Annotated in this window: 10 protein-coding genes; 6 read left to right on the top strand and 4 right to left on the bottom strand. The window is 75.5% G+C overall.

What is annotated here, in order from left to right; all coding sequences use genetic code 11:
* Nucleotides 1-45 precede the first annotated feature (45 nt).
* Nucleotides 46-696 carry a LuxR C-terminal-related transcriptional regulator gene (locus ACF1AK_RS21210; protein WP_391500357.1) on the top strand — a complete coding sequence of 217 codons (651 nt, stop codon included), beginning with the start codon at nt 46-48 and terminating at the stop codon, nt 694-696.
* 25 nt (nt 697-721) lie between these two features.
* On the opposite strand, the gene ACF1AK_RS21205 is transcribed toward ACF1AK_RS21210, so the two are convergent.
* Together ACF1AK_RS21205 and ACF1AK_RS21200 are read right to left on the bottom strand one after the other, a co-directional pair.
* Nucleotides 722-1,675 carry a LuxR C-terminal-related transcriptional regulator gene (locus tag ACF1AK_RS21205; protein WP_391500356.1) on the bottom strand — a complete coding sequence of 318 codons (954 nt, stop codon included), beginning with the start codon at nt 1,673-1,675 and terminating at the stop codon, nt 722-724.
* Nucleotides 1,676-1,962: 287 nt separating this feature from the next.
* Complete coding sequence (locus tag ACF1AK_RS21200; RefSeq protein ID WP_391500355.1) at nt 1,963-3,348, bottom strand: hypothetical protein; 1,386 nt, start codon at nt 3,346-3,348, stop codon at nt 1,963-1,965.
* Between the two features lie 293 nt (nt 3,349-3,641).
* Here ACF1AK_RS21200 and ACF1AK_RS21195 point away from each other — a divergent pair, with 293 nt between their 5' ends.
* Together ACF1AK_RS21195 and ACF1AK_RS21190 are read left to right on the top strand one after the other, a co-directional pair.
* Nucleotides 3,642-6,395 carry an SdrD B-like domain-containing protein gene (locus ACF1AK_RS21195; RefSeq protein ID WP_391500354.1) on the top strand — a complete coding sequence of 918 codons (2,754 nt, stop codon included), beginning with the start codon at nt 3,642-3,644 and terminating at the stop codon, nt 6,393-6,395.
* A 130-nt stretch (nt 6,396-6,525) separates the two neighbouring features.
* Nucleotides 6,526-7,329 (top strand): hypothetical protein, encoded by an 804-nt coding sequence (locus ACF1AK_RS21190; RefSeq protein ID WP_391500353.1) that lies wholly within the window; start codon nt 6,526-6,528, stop codon nt 7,327-7,329.
* A 22-nt stretch (nt 7,330-7,351) separates the two neighbouring features.
* On the opposite strand, the gene ACF1AK_RS21185 is transcribed toward ACF1AK_RS21190, so the two are convergent.
* Entirely contained in the window at nt 7,352-8,695 is a 1,344-nt protein-coding gene (locus ACF1AK_RS21185) for a right-handed parallel beta-helix repeat-containing protein (protein ID WP_391500352.1), read from the bottom strand.
* A gap of 31 nt (nt 8,696-8,726) precedes the next feature.
* Between ACF1AK_RS21185 and ACF1AK_RS21180 the strand changes: the two genes are divergently transcribed.
* Nucleotides 8,727-9,941, top strand: a complete 1,215-nt coding sequence (locus tag ACF1AK_RS21180) for a Dyp-type peroxidase (protein ID WP_391500351.1) — start codon at nt 8,727-8,729, stop codon at nt 9,939-9,941.
* 25 nt (nt 9,942-9,966) lie between these two features.
* Here the strand turns inward: ACF1AK_RS21180 and ACF1AK_RS21175 are convergent, their stop codons facing one another.
* Nucleotides 9,967-11,547: an AMP-binding protein gene (locus ACF1AK_RS21175; RefSeq protein ID WP_391500350.1), complete on the bottom strand. Its 1,581-nt coding sequence runs from the start codon at nt 11,545-11,547 to the stop codon at nt 9,967-9,969.
* Between the two features lie 172 nt (nt 11,548-11,719).
* On the opposite strand from ACF1AK_RS21175, the gene ACF1AK_RS21170 reads away from it, so the two are divergent.
* Together ACF1AK_RS21170 and ACF1AK_RS21165 are read left to right on the top strand one after the other, a co-directional pair.
* A complete protein-coding gene (locus ACF1AK_RS21170; protein WP_391500349.1) occupies nt 11,720-12,421 on the top strand; it encodes an alpha/beta fold hydrolase in 702 nt (233 codons plus the stop codon).
* A gap of 120 nt (nt 12,422-12,541) precedes the next feature.
* Nucleotides 12,542-14,872: a tetratricopeptide repeat protein gene (locus ACF1AK_RS21165; RefSeq protein WP_391500348.1), complete on the top strand. Its 2,331-nt coding sequence runs from the start codon at nt 12,542-12,544 to the stop codon at nt 14,870-14,872.
* Nucleotides 14,873-14,918: the final 46 nt, after the last annotated feature.

The following is a 14,918-nucleotide window of genomic DNA, read 5'->3' as shown; positions in this document are numbered from 1 at the left end:
CACCAGGAGTGTCCCGTTCCAGGGACCCTCGGGGGAGACCTGATGATGACCATTCGTGTATTGGTAGCCGACGAGCACCTCCTGCCCCTGGACGCGATCGCGGAGGTCCTGGCCTCCGTGAAGGACTTCGAGGTCGTCGGCGCCGTGAGCCGCAGTTCGATGATCGTCCCGGTCGCGGTGCGCCGTCGGCCGGACGTGGCGGTGCTGGGGATGGGCCCCGCCCAGGGCGGCTTCCGGCTGGTGCGGGAACTGGGCCGGCGACTGCCCGACTGCCGGGTCGTCATCATGACGGCCCGGCCCACCCGGACGCTGGTGGACCGCGCCGTGTCCGCGGGCGCGCGCGGCGTCGTCACCAAGCAGACGAAGATCCCGTGCCTGGTCGACGCCATCCGGGACGCCGCCGTCGGCAGACCGGCCGGCAGCAGACCGGTGGCCGGGAGGCCGGCGGCGGGCGACACGCCGGAGGCGCCGGTCCGCCCGGCCGCCCCGACGGCCGTCGCCGAACAGATCCTGAGCGAGCGCGAGCGGGAGATCCTGCGGCTCACCGCCACCGGCGCCTCGGTCAAGGAGGTCGCCCGCGAGCTCTACCTCGCGGCCGGTACCGTGCGCAACCTCACCTCGGGCGCCATGCGCAAGCTCGACGGGCGCAACCGCTTCGACGCCGCCCGGATCGCCTCCGAACGCGGCCTGTTGTAGCGGACGGCCGCCCGTGGACCGCGGGTCAGGGCGCCGCCGCCTCCGGCGCCCGCCACGGCTCGTGCTCCAGCAGCCCGAGCCGGGTGGCCCGCACCATCGCGGTGAGCCGGTTGTCGGTCTCCAGCACCCGCAGGATCTCGGCGACGAAGCGCCGCACCGTCCGGTCCGAGTAGCCGAGGTGACGGGCGATCGCCTTGTCGGTCGTCCCCGAGGCCATCATGTGCAGCACCAGCCGGTGGGTGCCGGAGAGCACCTGCGCCGGATCGTCGCTGCGCCGGCGCCGGGTGTACGGCGCGGCCGTCGACCAGCTGTGCTCGAAGACCCGGGTGAACACCTGCGCCAGCAGCCCGCAGTCGATCACCACATGGCGGCGCGGCCCCTCCGGCTGCGAGCGGGTGACCACCTTCTCCTGGTCGACGATGACCAGCCGCAGCGGCAGCGACTCGGCGGTGCGGACCTCGGCGCCCGCCTCCTGCAGCGCGTCGACGTACTCGACGACCGCCGGACTGCCCAGGGCGGAGGCGGGCGCCACCACCCGGCACTGGACACCGCGCTTCAGCAGCTCCACGTTCTCGTGCACGGACGGCTGGAGCGGCTCCGGCTCGGCCGCGTGCGGCAGCATCACCGCCACCTCGGAGCGGCTGGCCGCGTGCAGCTCCCCGAGCCGGCGCAGCAACTGCTCGCGCGAGTCGACCACCTCGACGCCCGAGCCCCCGCCGGCTGGCGGACGGGCCATCAGGCCGTCGGCCAGGTCGGAGATGAGGTCCTGGGCGCGGGTGAACTCCGCCAGCCGCTCCTGCTGGTCGGCGACCAGCCGTCTGAGCACCCGCTGCGGCGGATCGACCGGCGAGTCCGGATCCCGGTCCAGCAGCCCGTGCCCGGCCAGCCAGTCCACGGCCTCCCGGACGTCCTCGGAGCAGGCGCCGAGCCTGCGGGCGACCTCCGCCGGATCCGTGCGGCCCTCCTCGGTGCGGAGCATCGCGTGGTAGACACGGTACGCAAAGCGAGCATTGGTCCCGATCGCCGCCGTCATCGCCTTGAACTCCAACCGTAGATCCGGTTCACGCCTGGGAATGTCCCGGGGAACACCGGGGGAAACCGATTCCCCAGGACTTGGGTGGCGACACTACTGCAAGGACTTGACCGGTCAAGGGTGCCCGGGTTGAACTCCGGGCTTCCCCCGCAGAGTGACGTTACGTCAGTGTTTCGCTCCTTACGTGCCGTCCGCGTCCGGCCCCCTGGAGCGGCGCCGCGCGCCGGCGGCGCTCAGTCGGCGACGAGCCGCCAGCCGGAGTGGTGGGGATCGTGGACCAGCACCAGGCACCCCGGAAACAGCACCGCGTCGCGCCGGGGCGGGTCCGGGTGGGCCGCCGCGGCGTCGCGCGGGCCGTCGGGGCTCCACACGGCGGCGCCGAGGGCGCTGCCGGGCCACCGCAGACGACGGTGGCGCGGACGGTTCCGGACGGTGAGCCGCGCGCGGCCGCCCGTCCAGCGGACCACCTCGCTGCCGCAGCCGGTCAGCCGGTCGGAGAACGGGCGGGCCTCCTCCGGCAAGGTCACCTCCAGGGCCCAGCCGCCGGCCGCCGTCACCGCGATCACCTCGGGGTGCGGGGCGGCGCCGACCAGGAGCGAACCGCACCGCTCCCCGCGGTGGGGGCCCGAGACGCGTCCGTCCGGGGCGTCGAGCGCGAGCCGGCCGTCCGCTCCGGGCGGGTGACGGACGCTCAGCACGGCGGGCGGGCCCTCGTAGCGGAGCAGCTCGTCGCCCGCCCCCTCGGCGCGGCCGACCAGCCGGCGCTCCGGCCGGTCCGGCCGCAGCGTCATCCGCCAGGCGCTGTCGCCGTCCTCGACCCGGAGGCCGAGCCGCCCGAGGGCGGCGTCCTTCCGGCCGCCCCAGAGCGGGATCGGAACCGGGCCCAGGGCGGCGTTCACCGAGTGCCGCGCGAGCCGGCCGCCGTCCTCGCCGAGGACGCTGATGCCGCACCGGCCGGATTCGAGCGTCATCTCCAGCACCGCCGGCCGGCCCGGAGAGGGGCGGTCGAAGAACTCGGTGGCGTTCCCGAAGCCGTGGCGGACCAGCGGGGCCGACGGCGGGAGGTCGGCGGGTTCGACCGCGAAGGACCAGTCCTCGCCGTACTCGACCACCACGAACTGCGGGCCGTCCAGCAGGAATCCGTTGCGGACCAGGGTGCTCAGGGTGGTGCCCCCGGTGTCGGCGGCCACCACCGGCGGACCGCCCGGGCCCTCGGGGTAGTGGAGCACCCGCAGCGCTCCGGCCGCGTCGTCGCTCTGGGTCACCACCACCCGGGCGGTGCCGCCCCGGTGCTCCAGGATCCGGGGCCCGCTGCCGGCCGCGCCGGTGCCCAGCTCGACGGTGCCGTCCGGATCGTGCAGCCGCAGGGTCCACGACACCGAGGTGCCGACGGTGACCCGCCGCATCGACCGCTGCCGCTCCGGCGGGAGCAGCACCGCGACGCGGCCGTGGCCGCTGACCTCCGGCCGCTGCGGTGACCCCTCCTCGCCCTGCCCGCGCAGGACGACCGGCCAGTGGGGGGTGCCCGCCTCCAGCGTCAGCAGCACCACCCGGGCCGGATCCGGGAACTCCAGCTCCACCTCGCCCCGTCCGGACCCCCGCACGACCTGGCCACCCACCGCTGCCACCCCCGTGGACGTCACTCCCGGCGCACTGACGGCCGAACACCACTCCGCAGGACGGAACGTCTGATGTGTCGTCAAAGTTCCTGGTTTTCCTGCGAACTTGTGTGAAGTCCCTTTAAGCTCCCCTTAACAATGACGGCTTTCCGTCACACGCGCACTCCGCACGGAGTCGGGGCGGCAGGCCCAACTGCATTATGAGAGCAGGGATGACGACGACACATGATCAGGAAACCGGTGCCGCGCGCGGCCCGGGACGGCGGCCACCGGGTCCGGTCGGCCGCCGTACCGTGGGGGGCGCCGCGGCGCTGCTCCTCGGAATCGGGGCGTGCTCGCTGCTGGCCGCCCCGGCCGCGTTCCCGCAGCCGGCCGACGGCACGGTGACGGTCCGCGTGGTGCGGGCCGTGGACACCGACGGCGTGTGGCAGGCCGCGCTGGAGCCCGGCATGGCCGGCGTCAGGGTGACCCTCACCGACGACGCGGGAGCCGTCGTCGAGGGCACCACGGCGGCCAACGGGACGGTGACGCTCACGCCCGGCACCAAGCTCACCGGCGGCAAGTACCGCGTCCAGGTGGTGAACCCGAAGCCGGGCACGCTCCACCCGGCGTTCGCCTCGCGGAAGGGGCTGGAGGGCGCGCCCACCCAGCTCAGCAGCAACGAGGAGTTCGTCGACGTCACCGGCGGCAAGAACGTGGAGCTCACCACCGGGCTCTGGAGCCCCGGTGACTACTGCCAGAAGAACGCCCCCCTGGTGACGACCTGCCAGCCCGCCACGCGCGAGGGCGGGACCCAGCGCACGCTGGTCTCCTTCCCGTACAGCGCGCGCGGCCAGGAGGGCGTGGACGTCAAGGCGACGAACATCGCCACCAACGCCGACACCGGCACGCTCTACGGCATCGCGTGGAACAAGGCCGACCGGCGGGTGTTCTCCTCGGCGGTCGCCAAGCGGGCCACGGACTACGGGCCCGGCGGCGCGGGCGGGATCTACGTGACCGACGTGGAGAGCAAGAAGACCACGCTGTTCACCACCGTCCCGAACACCGGTTCCACCGCCCACGGCGGCGGCACCGACGACGGGTTCATCGGGGCACCGGGCAAGGAGAGCCTGGGCGGCATCAAGGTCACCGACGACGGCAAGGACCTCTTCGTCGTCAACCTCCACGACCGCAAGCTCTACCGCTACGACGCCACCGGGCCCACGGCCTCCGCGCCGAAGGCGGTCCACCCCGTTCCGGACCCGGGCTGCCCGGCCGCCGCCGACTGGCGTCCGTTCGGCCTCGGCCTCCAGGACGGCACGGGCTACCTCGGCGGCGTCTGCTCGGGCGAGTCGACCGGCAAGGCCTCCGACCTGCGCGCGGTGGTGCTCCCGTTCGACCTGGCCACCGGGGCGTTCGCGGCGCCGGTCCTGAACCAGCCGCTGGACTACCCGCGCCAGACGACCGTCGGTGGCGGCCCCTGCGACGGCGCGGCCTGGTTCCCGTGGACCGACACCTGGCCGACCTCGCAGAACGGCAACCCCTGCGGCGCCTCCACCATCGCCCAGCCCGAACCCGAGCTGGGCGAGATCGCGTTCGAGACCGACGGCTCGATGCTGCTGGCCTTCCGCGACCGCTTCGCCGACCGGGCGCCGTCCGGTGTCCCCTACTCCACCGTGATGTCGGGCGGTGACCTCAACAAGGCCTGCCCGGCGAACGGCGGCTACGTGATGGACACCAACAACGGGTGCGGACTGTCCCCCCGGGGCACCCGCTTCTTCGACACCAGCTGGGGCGGCCACCGCAACACGGCGTTCGCGGGCCTGGCGGACTCCAAGGTCGAGAACACCATCGCGACCTCGGCGTTCGACCCCAACCACACCGCCCTCGGCTACGGCACCTCGTTCCTCCAGCGGGACGGCAAGCAGGACCCGAAGTTCGGGTTCCGGCTCACGCCGAAGGACGAGGTGGCCCCCTTCGGCAAGGGCGCCTCGATGGGTGACCTGGAGGTGCTCTGCGACCAGGCCCCGCTCCAGATCGGCAACCGGGTCTGGTACGACCCCGAGCGCAGCGGCATCCAGCGCCCGGGCCAGAAGCCCGTGCCCGGAGCGACCGTCAACCTCTACGACGAGTCGGGGAAGCTCGTCGGCACCACCACGACCACCGAGCGCGGTGAGTACTACTTCGACGACTCCAACGTCACCGGCGGCCTCAAGCCCCGGACGAAGTACACCGTCCGGCTGGACAACCCCGCCGACTACGCCAAGGGCGGCCCCCTCCACCAGTGGGTGCCGACCGAAGCGGACGCCGGCGACAACGCGTTCATCAACTCGAAGGGCATCGTCCCGGCGGGCGGGCAGTACGCCGAGCGGGCGCTGACCACCGGTGGACCGGGCGAGAACGACCACACCTTCGACTTCGGCTTCCGCCGGCAGGAGGGCGTGCTGCGCCTGGTCAAGCACGACCAGGACGGCAAGCCGCTGGCGGGCGCGACGTTCCGGCTCTGGAAGGAGAGCAACGGCACCGACGGGCTGCAGAGCACCGGTGACAAGCCCGACACGGCGGTCGGCGACCCCTGCACCACCGGGGCCGACGGCATCTGCCGGGGCAGCGGTGAGGTGGGCTCGTACTACTGGCAGGAGGTGAGCCCGCCGGAGGGCTACTCCGCGCCGGAGAAGACGGTGTTCGGGCCGCTGGTGCTGAACGCCGACAACCTGGCCGCCGGAGTCGAGGTGACGGCCGTCAACCGGCTGATCCCGACGCCGACGCCCAGCCCGACGGCGACCCCGACGCCGACGCCCACCGGGACGCCGACGCCGACGCCGACGCCGACGCCCACGCCGACCCCCGCCCCGACGCCGACGGCGACGCAGACCCAGGCGCCGGCGCTGCCGTCGCCGGCCGCGCCGCTGCCGCCGGCGCCGGCCGCCCCCGCCCCCGGATCGCACCTGGCCAACACCGGGGCGAACGAGGGCATCCCGGTGATGGCCGCCGGTGCGGGCACGCTGACCGTGCTCGGCGCGGGCCTCGTGCTGCTGGCGCGCCGCCGCCGGACCCGGCAGCAGTAGCCCGGCCCCGGTGCCCCCGCCCGAGCGGGGGCGTGACGCCGGAACCAGGGCGGGCCCGGGGACCACAGGTCCCCGGGCCCGCCCGTTGTGACCGACCGGTTCGACGAGAGGGACGAGAGTGGGCACGCGCATGGCCCGGAAGACGAAGGCCGACACCCCCGAGGCGCCCCCCGGGCCGGGCCGGCGCCGGGCCTTCTGGCTCAGGAGCCTGGCCGCCCTCGCGGTGTGCGCCGCCGCCGCAGGCGCCCTGGTCGCCCAGCGCTTCGTCTCCGACGAGCCGGGGGAGCGGCCGGTGACCGTCGACGAGGCCTCCCGGCTGGCCCTGTCGCGCCTCACCCTGTTCCAGGCGAGCCCGGTCGCGGTGACCCTCACCGCCTCCGAGGGCGGCGGCGTCGGTGTCCGGGTCGAGGGCGTCGTCGACTACCGCACCCGCCGGGGCACCGGCCGCTACCAGGTCACCGGGGCGAACGGCCCGCTCGACCACGGCCTGGTCGTCTGGGACGCCGGCGGCCTCGGGCTCGCCCCCGAACCGGCCGGCGCCGACGGCCCGGCCTGGCAGCAGGCCGAGCACGTCCCCCGCCAGGGCTGGTCCCCGCGCACCTACACCGCCGACCCGCTGGACGCCGGGCTCCAGCTGATCGTCCAGCTCGGCGCCGACCGGCCCGACAACCCGCTGCTGCTCGCCCAGTCCGGCGCGCGCCGGCTCGGCCGCGACCGGCTGGACGGCCGCGAGTACGACCGGTTCTCCGGACCGCGCGCCCAGGGCGCCGCGCCCGACGGCGAGCGCTCGCCGCTGACCTACTGGGTCGACGAGGACGGCACGCTGCGGCGGGTGACGATGCGGATGCCGGGCCTGGGCACCCCGAGCACGGTCGAGTTCGGCGGGCACGACGACACCGCGAGGCTCCCCGAGGCGCCCTGGCTGACCGGCTGACCGCCGGCCCGCCGCCCCGCCGCTACCCGGCAGGCCGCGGCGGCACCGTCGCGGGATCCGCCGGCAGCGGGTACGCCCCCGGGTCCACCGCCCCCGGCAGGCCGGTCGCCGGACGGCCGGGCGCCGCCGGGTCGGTGAGCGACGGCTGCGCGGGCGGCGCCGGCACCCGGCTGAACGGCACGCCGGGCGGCGCCTGGACCGGCGCCGGACGCCCGGCGGCCAGCGGCCCGCGCCCCGGCCCGCCGCACGCCGCCGCGGCCTCCAGCCCGTCCGGGCTCTGCGTGCCGGGCCGGTTGCCGCTGAAGCAGTTGGCCGGGTCGACGGAGGCGAGCACCAGGTCGGCGCCGTTGCCGTCCACCTGGTTGCCCTCGACCCGGTTGCCGCTCGCCGGGTGGCCCGCCGGGTCGGTGACGATCACCCCGGCCGCCCGGTTGCCCCGCACCAGATTGCGCTCCACCCGGTTCTCGGTGCCGCCGCCGATCCCGATGCCGATGCCGAAACCGCCGTCCGCCTGCTGCGGCGAGTCGGCGGCGTTGTTGTCGACGACCACGTTGCCCGCGATCACCGCGGCGTGCTGCGGGGCCAGCGCCTCCAGGTCGTTGGAGTTCACCGTGACGCCCACCCGGTTGCCCGCCGCGCGGTTGCCCAGGATCGACAGGTTGTCCGAGGCGTTGGTCAGCTCGATGCCGACCGCGTTGCGCTCCACCGTGTTGCCGCGCACCAGGGTGTCGCAGGGCTTGCACTGGCCGACGTAGATGCCGGAGTCGGCGTGCCCGGAGGCGTAGGACTCCTCGATCACCCCGGCGCGCGCGTCGAAGGCGTAGATGCCGTACAGGCCGTTGTTGTACGCCGTCACCCGGGTCGCCCGGAAGCCCTCCACCGGGGGGAAGCGCCGGGTGTCCAGGGGATCGTACGCCGAGCCGCCCGCGCCGCGCTGCTGCAGCTTCTCGTCGGTCACTCCGGTGAACAGCACGCCGTTGGCCAGGTAGCCGTGCACGGTGAGGTTCTCCACCACCGTGCCGGGGCCGGTGGCGGTGATGCCGTTGGCCAGCTTCAGTCCGCCGTCGAACACCACCGCGGAGCGGTCCGTGCCGCGCAGCACCACGTTCCGCCCGGTGACGCGCACGCTCTCGCGGTAGGTGCCGGGACCGATCAGCACCGTGTCGCCCTCGCGGGCGACGTCCACCGCCTTCTGGACGGTCGGGAAGTCCTCCGGCACGCGGACCACGCTCCCGGCCGGGTGCTCGGCGTCCTCCGCGGCCGGGCCGGAGGAGGAGCACCCGGCGGCCGCCAGGGCGACCGCGACGACCAGCGAGGTCAGGGCGGTCCTACGGGGTGACTGACGATCAGGAAACGTGATTTGCATGGCACGTGTTCTATCGTCTCCAATAGGGCGCATGCCCACCGAACCGGAAAACGCGTCGTCCTCGGACCTTCCCGCCGCCGCCGGCGTCGGGCGCCGGCGGGCGCTGCTGGCGGCCGGGGCGGTGCTCGCCGCGGGCGTCGGCGCGGCGGTCGGTGAACTGGTCGAGCACGAGCGCGCGCCGGGTCGCGCCACCACCCCCGGCGCGCCGCCGCCCGCCGCGCCGATCCCCTTCCACGGCGCCCGGCAGTCCGGACTGACCGCACCTCAGCTGCCCGCCACCAGGCTGCTCGCCTTCGACCTCCCGCAGGCCACCGCCGCCGACGGCCGCGAGACCCTGCGCACCCTGCTCACCGCCTGGACCCGCACCCTGGCCGCGGCGGCCGGACCGTCGCCCGACCCGCGCCTGCGGGCCGACGGCGCCCAGGCCCGGTTCACCTCGCTGGTCGGCCTCGGCCCCGGCCTCGCCGCCCGGCTCGCCCTCACCGTCCCCGCCGGCTTCGCCGAACTGCCGCCGTTCCCCGGCGAGCGCCTCGACCCGGCCCGCGGCGGCGGCGACCTGCTGCTCCAGCTGGGCGCCGCCGACCCCTGGACCCTCGCCGTCCTCGCCGAACTCGCCGCCACGGCCGCCCACGGCGCGGGCGCCGCGCCCCGCTGGGCGCAGTCCGGCTTCCTGCCCCCGACCGCGCCGGGCGTCACCCCCCGCAACCTGTTCGGCTTCAAGGACGGCACCGCCAACCCCGACGAGGACGCCGCCCGGCAGTGGGTCTGGGGCCCGCCCGGCCCGCACCAGGACGCCACCGTGCTCGTCTACCGGCGGATCCGGATGGACACCGCCGCCTTCGCCGCCCTCCCCGGGGAGCAGCAGGACCTCGCCATGGGCCGGCGCGCCGGCGACGGCGCCCCGCTGACCGGCACCGCCGAGCACGACGAACCGGACCTCTACGCCAAGCACCCCGACGGCGCCTACGTCATCCCGACCACCTCCCACGTCCGCCTCACCGGCCCCCGCCTCGACGGCGGCGCCCGGATGCTGCGCCGCGGCTACAGCTACGACGACGCGCCCGGCGACCGCGGCCTGCTGTTCTGCGCCTTCATGCGCGACCCGGGCCAGTTCACCCGCGTCCAGAACCGCCTCGCCGAGCGCGACGCGCTCAACCCCTTCCTCGAACACACCGCCTCCGCCGTCGCCTACGTCCTCCCCGGCGCCCCGGAGGGCACCGCCCTGGGCGACCACCTCTGGGCGTGAGCCCGGCCCCGGCGGTGGCCGGCCGTCAGCCGGTGGCGGCCCGGCGCAGCCGCTTCTTGTCCGGCTTGCCGACGGGCGTCAGCGGGATCTCCTCCACCAGGTGGAGCACCTCGGGGGCGTAGATCCGGCCCTTGCGCGCGGTGACGAAGGCGCGGAGGTCGTCCAGGCGCGGCCGCTGCCCCGGGGCGGGGACGACGGCGACGTGGACGTGCTCCGCCTCCTGCTCGTCGCGGACCCCGAAGACCGCGCAGCGGGCGACCGCCGGGTGGGTGAGCAGCAGGTCCTCCACCTCGGACGGGTAGACGTGCCCGCCGACCACGATGATCAGGTCCTTGACCCGGTCGGAGAGGTAGAGGTACCCGTCCTCGTCGAGGTGGCCGACGTCGCCGGTGTTCAGCCAGCCGTCGCGCAGCACCGCGGCGGTGAGGTCGGGCCGCTTCCAGTAGCCGGCCATGACGGTGTCGGAGCGCAGGTGGATCTCGCCGTCCCGGCCGGCGGGCAGGTCGGCGCCGTCGGGCGAACGGACCGCCACCTCGACGCCCGGCACCGGCCGTCCGACCGGGACCAGCCCGCCGCGGCCGAGCCGTTCGTGCTCCTGCGGGGTGAACACGGAGACCAGCTGGGCCTCCGACATCCCGTAGATGCCGGTCATGACCGGACCGAACACCTTGAGCGCCTCCCGGATCCGGACCGGCGAGGCCGCGCTGCCCCCGTAGAGGATCTGCCGCAGGCTGGAGAGGTCGGTGCGGCCGACCGCCGGGTGGTCGAGCAGCTGGTGGAGGAGCGGCGGCAGCACCCAGAAGTCGGTGATGCGTTCGCGCTCGACGGCCTTCAGGACGGCGCCGGGGTCGAAGGCGCGCTGGAGGACCACCGTGCCGCCGCGCTGGAGGGTCAGGTCGGCGAGGACCCCGGCGAGGTGGGCGAGCGGGGTCGCGACGAGCAGCCGGGGCGGCGCGTCGGGCCCACCGCTGCCGAGCGGGGCGTCGAAGACGCGCAGGTAGGGCCCGTGCAGGCTGAGGATGCCCTTCGGGATGCCGGTGGTGCCGCTGGTGTGGCGGATGCCGAGGTCGTCCCCGGGGCCGATCGGGACGCCCGGCGACTCGGCGGGGCGGTGGGCGGAGGCGGCGACGACGTCCTCGCCGACGGCCGTGCCGCCGGGGCCGGGTCCGGGGCCCAGCGTGAGCACGGTGGGCACGTCGATCAGCGGGAGCAGCCGGGCGGCCGTGGCGTACCGTTCGGCGTCCACGAGCAGGACGGTGGTGTCGACGCTCGCGGTGATGTCGGCCAGGACCGGTGCGCTCATGCCGTCGTACAGGGTCACCACCCGGGCGCCGGCGAGACCGGCCGCGTACCGGGCGCTGAGGGCCTCGGGGGTGTTGCCGGTCAGCAGGGTGACGGTGGTGCCGCGGGCGGCGCCCCGGGCGATCAGCTCGTGGGCGAGGCGGTAGGTGGCGGCGGCGAACGCGCCGGCGGGGATCCCGGCGCCGTCGGCGGTGACCAGGGCCTGCCGGTCGGGTCCGGACGCGAGGGACCGGAGGATCAGCTCGGGACCGCTGACGAACTCCGCGCCGCCCCGGGCTACTTCTTCGTTGGCGTTGGCAACCATGGGCCCAGGCTAACCCCGCCCGCGCCGCCGCCCGGCGGGAATGGGGCGTGAACGCCGTTTCCCCGGCGCATCGGTGACGTGGCGTCAGCATCCGTGCGCCCCCCGGGCGCCCGCCGTTCGGTAGGCTCGCGGGCGGGGACCGGAAGGGTCCGGTCCGGACGGGGAGTGATCCGTGGCGACATACGTTCTGATCCACGGCGCGGCCGCCGACGCCTGGTACTGGCGTCCGCTGGCGGCCGGGTTGCGCAGGCGCGGCCACCGGGTGGTCGCACCGGACCTGCCCTGCGAGGACGACACGGCCGGGCTCGCCGAGTACGCCGATGCGGTGGTGGCCGCGGTGGCGGCGGGCGGCGAGCCGCAGGGCCCGCTCGTGGTCGTCGCCCACTCCTTCGGCGGTTTCACCGGGCCGCTGGTGTGCGAGCGGCTTCCGGTGGACCTGCTGGTCATGCTCCAGGCCCAGGTGCCGGCCCCGGCGGAGACCCCGGGCGCGTGGTGGGAGAACACCGGGTACTGGCCGGCCCGCCGCGCGGCCGACCTCGACAGGGGCGTGACGGAGGACGCGGAGGAGGACGAGCGCGCACTGTTCCTGCACGACACCCCGGCCGCGGCGGCCGACGAACTCCTCGCCGACCACCAGCGGCGGCAGTCGGCGGCCCCGTTCGGGACGCCCTGGCCGCTGAAGGCCTGGCCGCGGGTGCCGACCAGGTTCCTGCTGGCCGCCGGGGACCGCTTCTTCCCGCCCGCCTTCCTGCGGCGCCACGTCGAGGAACGGCTCGGCTTCCGGCCGGACGAGATGCCGGGCGACCACCTCCCCATGCTCGGCCACCCGGAGGAACTCGCCGAGCGGCTGGAGGCCTACCGGGCGGAGCTCTAGCGGAGCTGTAGACGTCCCCGCCCCCGTCCCCCCGTCCCCCCGTCCCCCCGCCCGCGCCGGTCGTGCCGCCGTGGGCGAGAATGGGGGTGACGGAGGCACAGAGCTGCGGGGGCGACGCGGGTGGGCGGGGAATTCGGGGGCGCGGACGAGGCCCGCACCCGGGTGCACAACCGGCTGACGGACAGCACGGTGCACGGCAGCGTCGTCCAGGCCGGGCGCGCCGACATCGTCCTGCGGGCCGCGGACCCCGTCGAGCCCGCCGTTCCGGTGACGGTGGCGCCGCCGCTCGGCCTGCGGGACGCCGCCCGCCCGCTGCGCGGCCGCGCCGACGTCCTGGCCCGGCTGGAGGCCGCCGCCCCGGCCGGGGACCGGCTGTCGGTGCTGTGCGGGATGGGCGGTTGCGGCAAGACCGCCCTCGCGCTGGAACTCGCCGCCCGCCGCACCGGGGCCGGCTGCCGGGTGTGGTGGGTCGAGGCCCGCAACGGGCCGGCCCTGGAGGCCGCGCTGCGTGCCGTCGCCCGTCAGGCGGGCGCCGCCGCGGAGGAACTGGAGCGCGGGGACACCGCCGACGTCCTTTGGTCCCACCTGGACCGGCTGGACGCGCCCTGGCTGCTGGTCGTCGACAACGCGGACGACCCCGCCCTGCTCGACGGTCCGGGCGCGTTGAACGCCGGCACCGGCTGGATCCGCCCCGCCACCGGAGCCGGCACCGTCCTGGTCACCACCCGCGAGAGCACCCCCGCCACCTGGGGGCCGGCGGCCCGGCTGCACCCCCTGCAACCGCTGACCGGCGAGCGCCTCGACGCCGCCGCCCGCATCCTGCGCGACCACGCCCCGGACACCGCCGGCACCGAGGCCGAGGCGCACGCCCTCGCCGCCCGCCTCGGCGGCCTGCCGCTCGCCCTGCGGCTGGCCGGCACCTACCTCACCGAGGCGGGCCGGACCCCGGCCCCGTTCCGGGCACCCGGCACCCCGACCACGTACGCCGACTACCGGCAGACATGGGAGGACGGCCCGCAGGGTCTGGACCCCGCGCACGTGCTGCCCCGGACCTGGGCGATGTCCCTCGACCTGCTCGAACAGCGCGGCCACGCCCACGCCCGGGCCCTGCTGGAGCTGCTCGCCTCCTTCGCCGACGCGGACCTCCCGTACGCCCTCCTGCTGGCCCCCGGCCGCCTCGCCGACGCGGGCCCGCTCGCCGCCCTCGACGGCCCGGCCCTGTGGCAGCACCTCACCGCCCTCGCCGCCCTCGGCCTGATCGACCTCCCCGACCCCGCCCCCGGCACGCTCCCCGTGCTGCGCATGCACCCCCTCGTCCGCGACGCCTCGCGCACGGCCGGGGCCGGACGCACCGCGCTGCGCCTGCTGGTGGCGACGGCCCTCGCAGAGGAGACCGGTGTGCCGGAGGAGTTCGAGTTCTGGTGCGTGTGGCGGCTTCTCGCGCCGCACCTCCTGGACGGCTTCCACCGGGCCGACACCGCGTCCCTCGACGACGAGGAGCTTCTGGACGTCATCGAGGCCGTCGGTCTGGCGGCCCGGCACCTCCGGGTCGGAGGGCTCCTCACCCATGCCCGCGTCGTGTTCGAGACGATCGTTGCCCTCGAACGCGAGCGGGTGGACGACACGCGCTACGAACTGCTCGTCAACCGGCGCCGACTCGCCCGGGTCCTGCGGGACCTGGGCGATTTCGACGCGGCCCGGGCGGAGCTGGAGGGGGTTCTCGCGGTCCTGCCCGGGATGGGCGACGCCGAGCAGCTGCTCACCCTGAACACCCGTCACTCCCTGGCCCTGGTGCTGTGGGAGGCGGGAGAGCTGGACGCCGCGCGGGCAGAGTTCGAGACCCTCCTCGCCCTCCTGCGGGACGCCGTGGGCGACGACTCCCAGTTCGCCCTCACCGTCCGGCGCGACATCGCCCAGATCCTCCGGGACCAGGGGGAACCGGAGGCGGCCCGGGTGGAGTTCGAGGCCCTTCTCGACGTCCGGCGGGGCCAGCTCGACAAGGGCTTTCCCGAGGCCTCGGTCACCCACGGCGCCATCGCTCGACTCTTCTACGACCTGGGAGAGCTGGAAGCTTCCAGAGGTGAGTTCGCGGCGGCTCTCGCCCTCCAGAGGGCCCGGATGGGCGAGGCCGACCCCGAAACCCTCCTCACGCGGCACAATCTTGCCGTGGTGCTCCTCACGATGGGGGACCTTGAGGCGGCCCGGGCCCAGGTGGACAGGGTGGTCGCTCTTGAGCGCGAGCGATGGGGTGACACCCACCTGGACGGCGTCCCCGCCCGCCGCACCCTCGCTCTGGTGCTCCTCGGCCTGGGGGAGAGTCAGGCGGCCAGGGCCGAGTACGAGGCCGTCCTCGGTATCCTGCGCGAGCAGTTGGGTGAGAACCACCCCGACACCCGCGCCGCCCGGGAGGACCTCGCCGCGGTTCAGGACGCCCCGGAGGGAACGGCGTAGCCGCCTCCGCCCGTTGGGCGGGCACGGGGATGCCGACGAGTCCGCT

Origin of the sequence: Kitasatospora sp. NPDC015120 (assembly GCF_043080305.1) — a bacterium.
Taxonomy (GTDB): Bacteria; Actinomycetota; Actinomycetes; order Streptomycetales; family Streptomycetaceae; genus Kitasatospora.
Note: the sequence above shows the minus strand (reverse complement) of the source record. Positions and strands in the feature narration are given on the sequence as shown.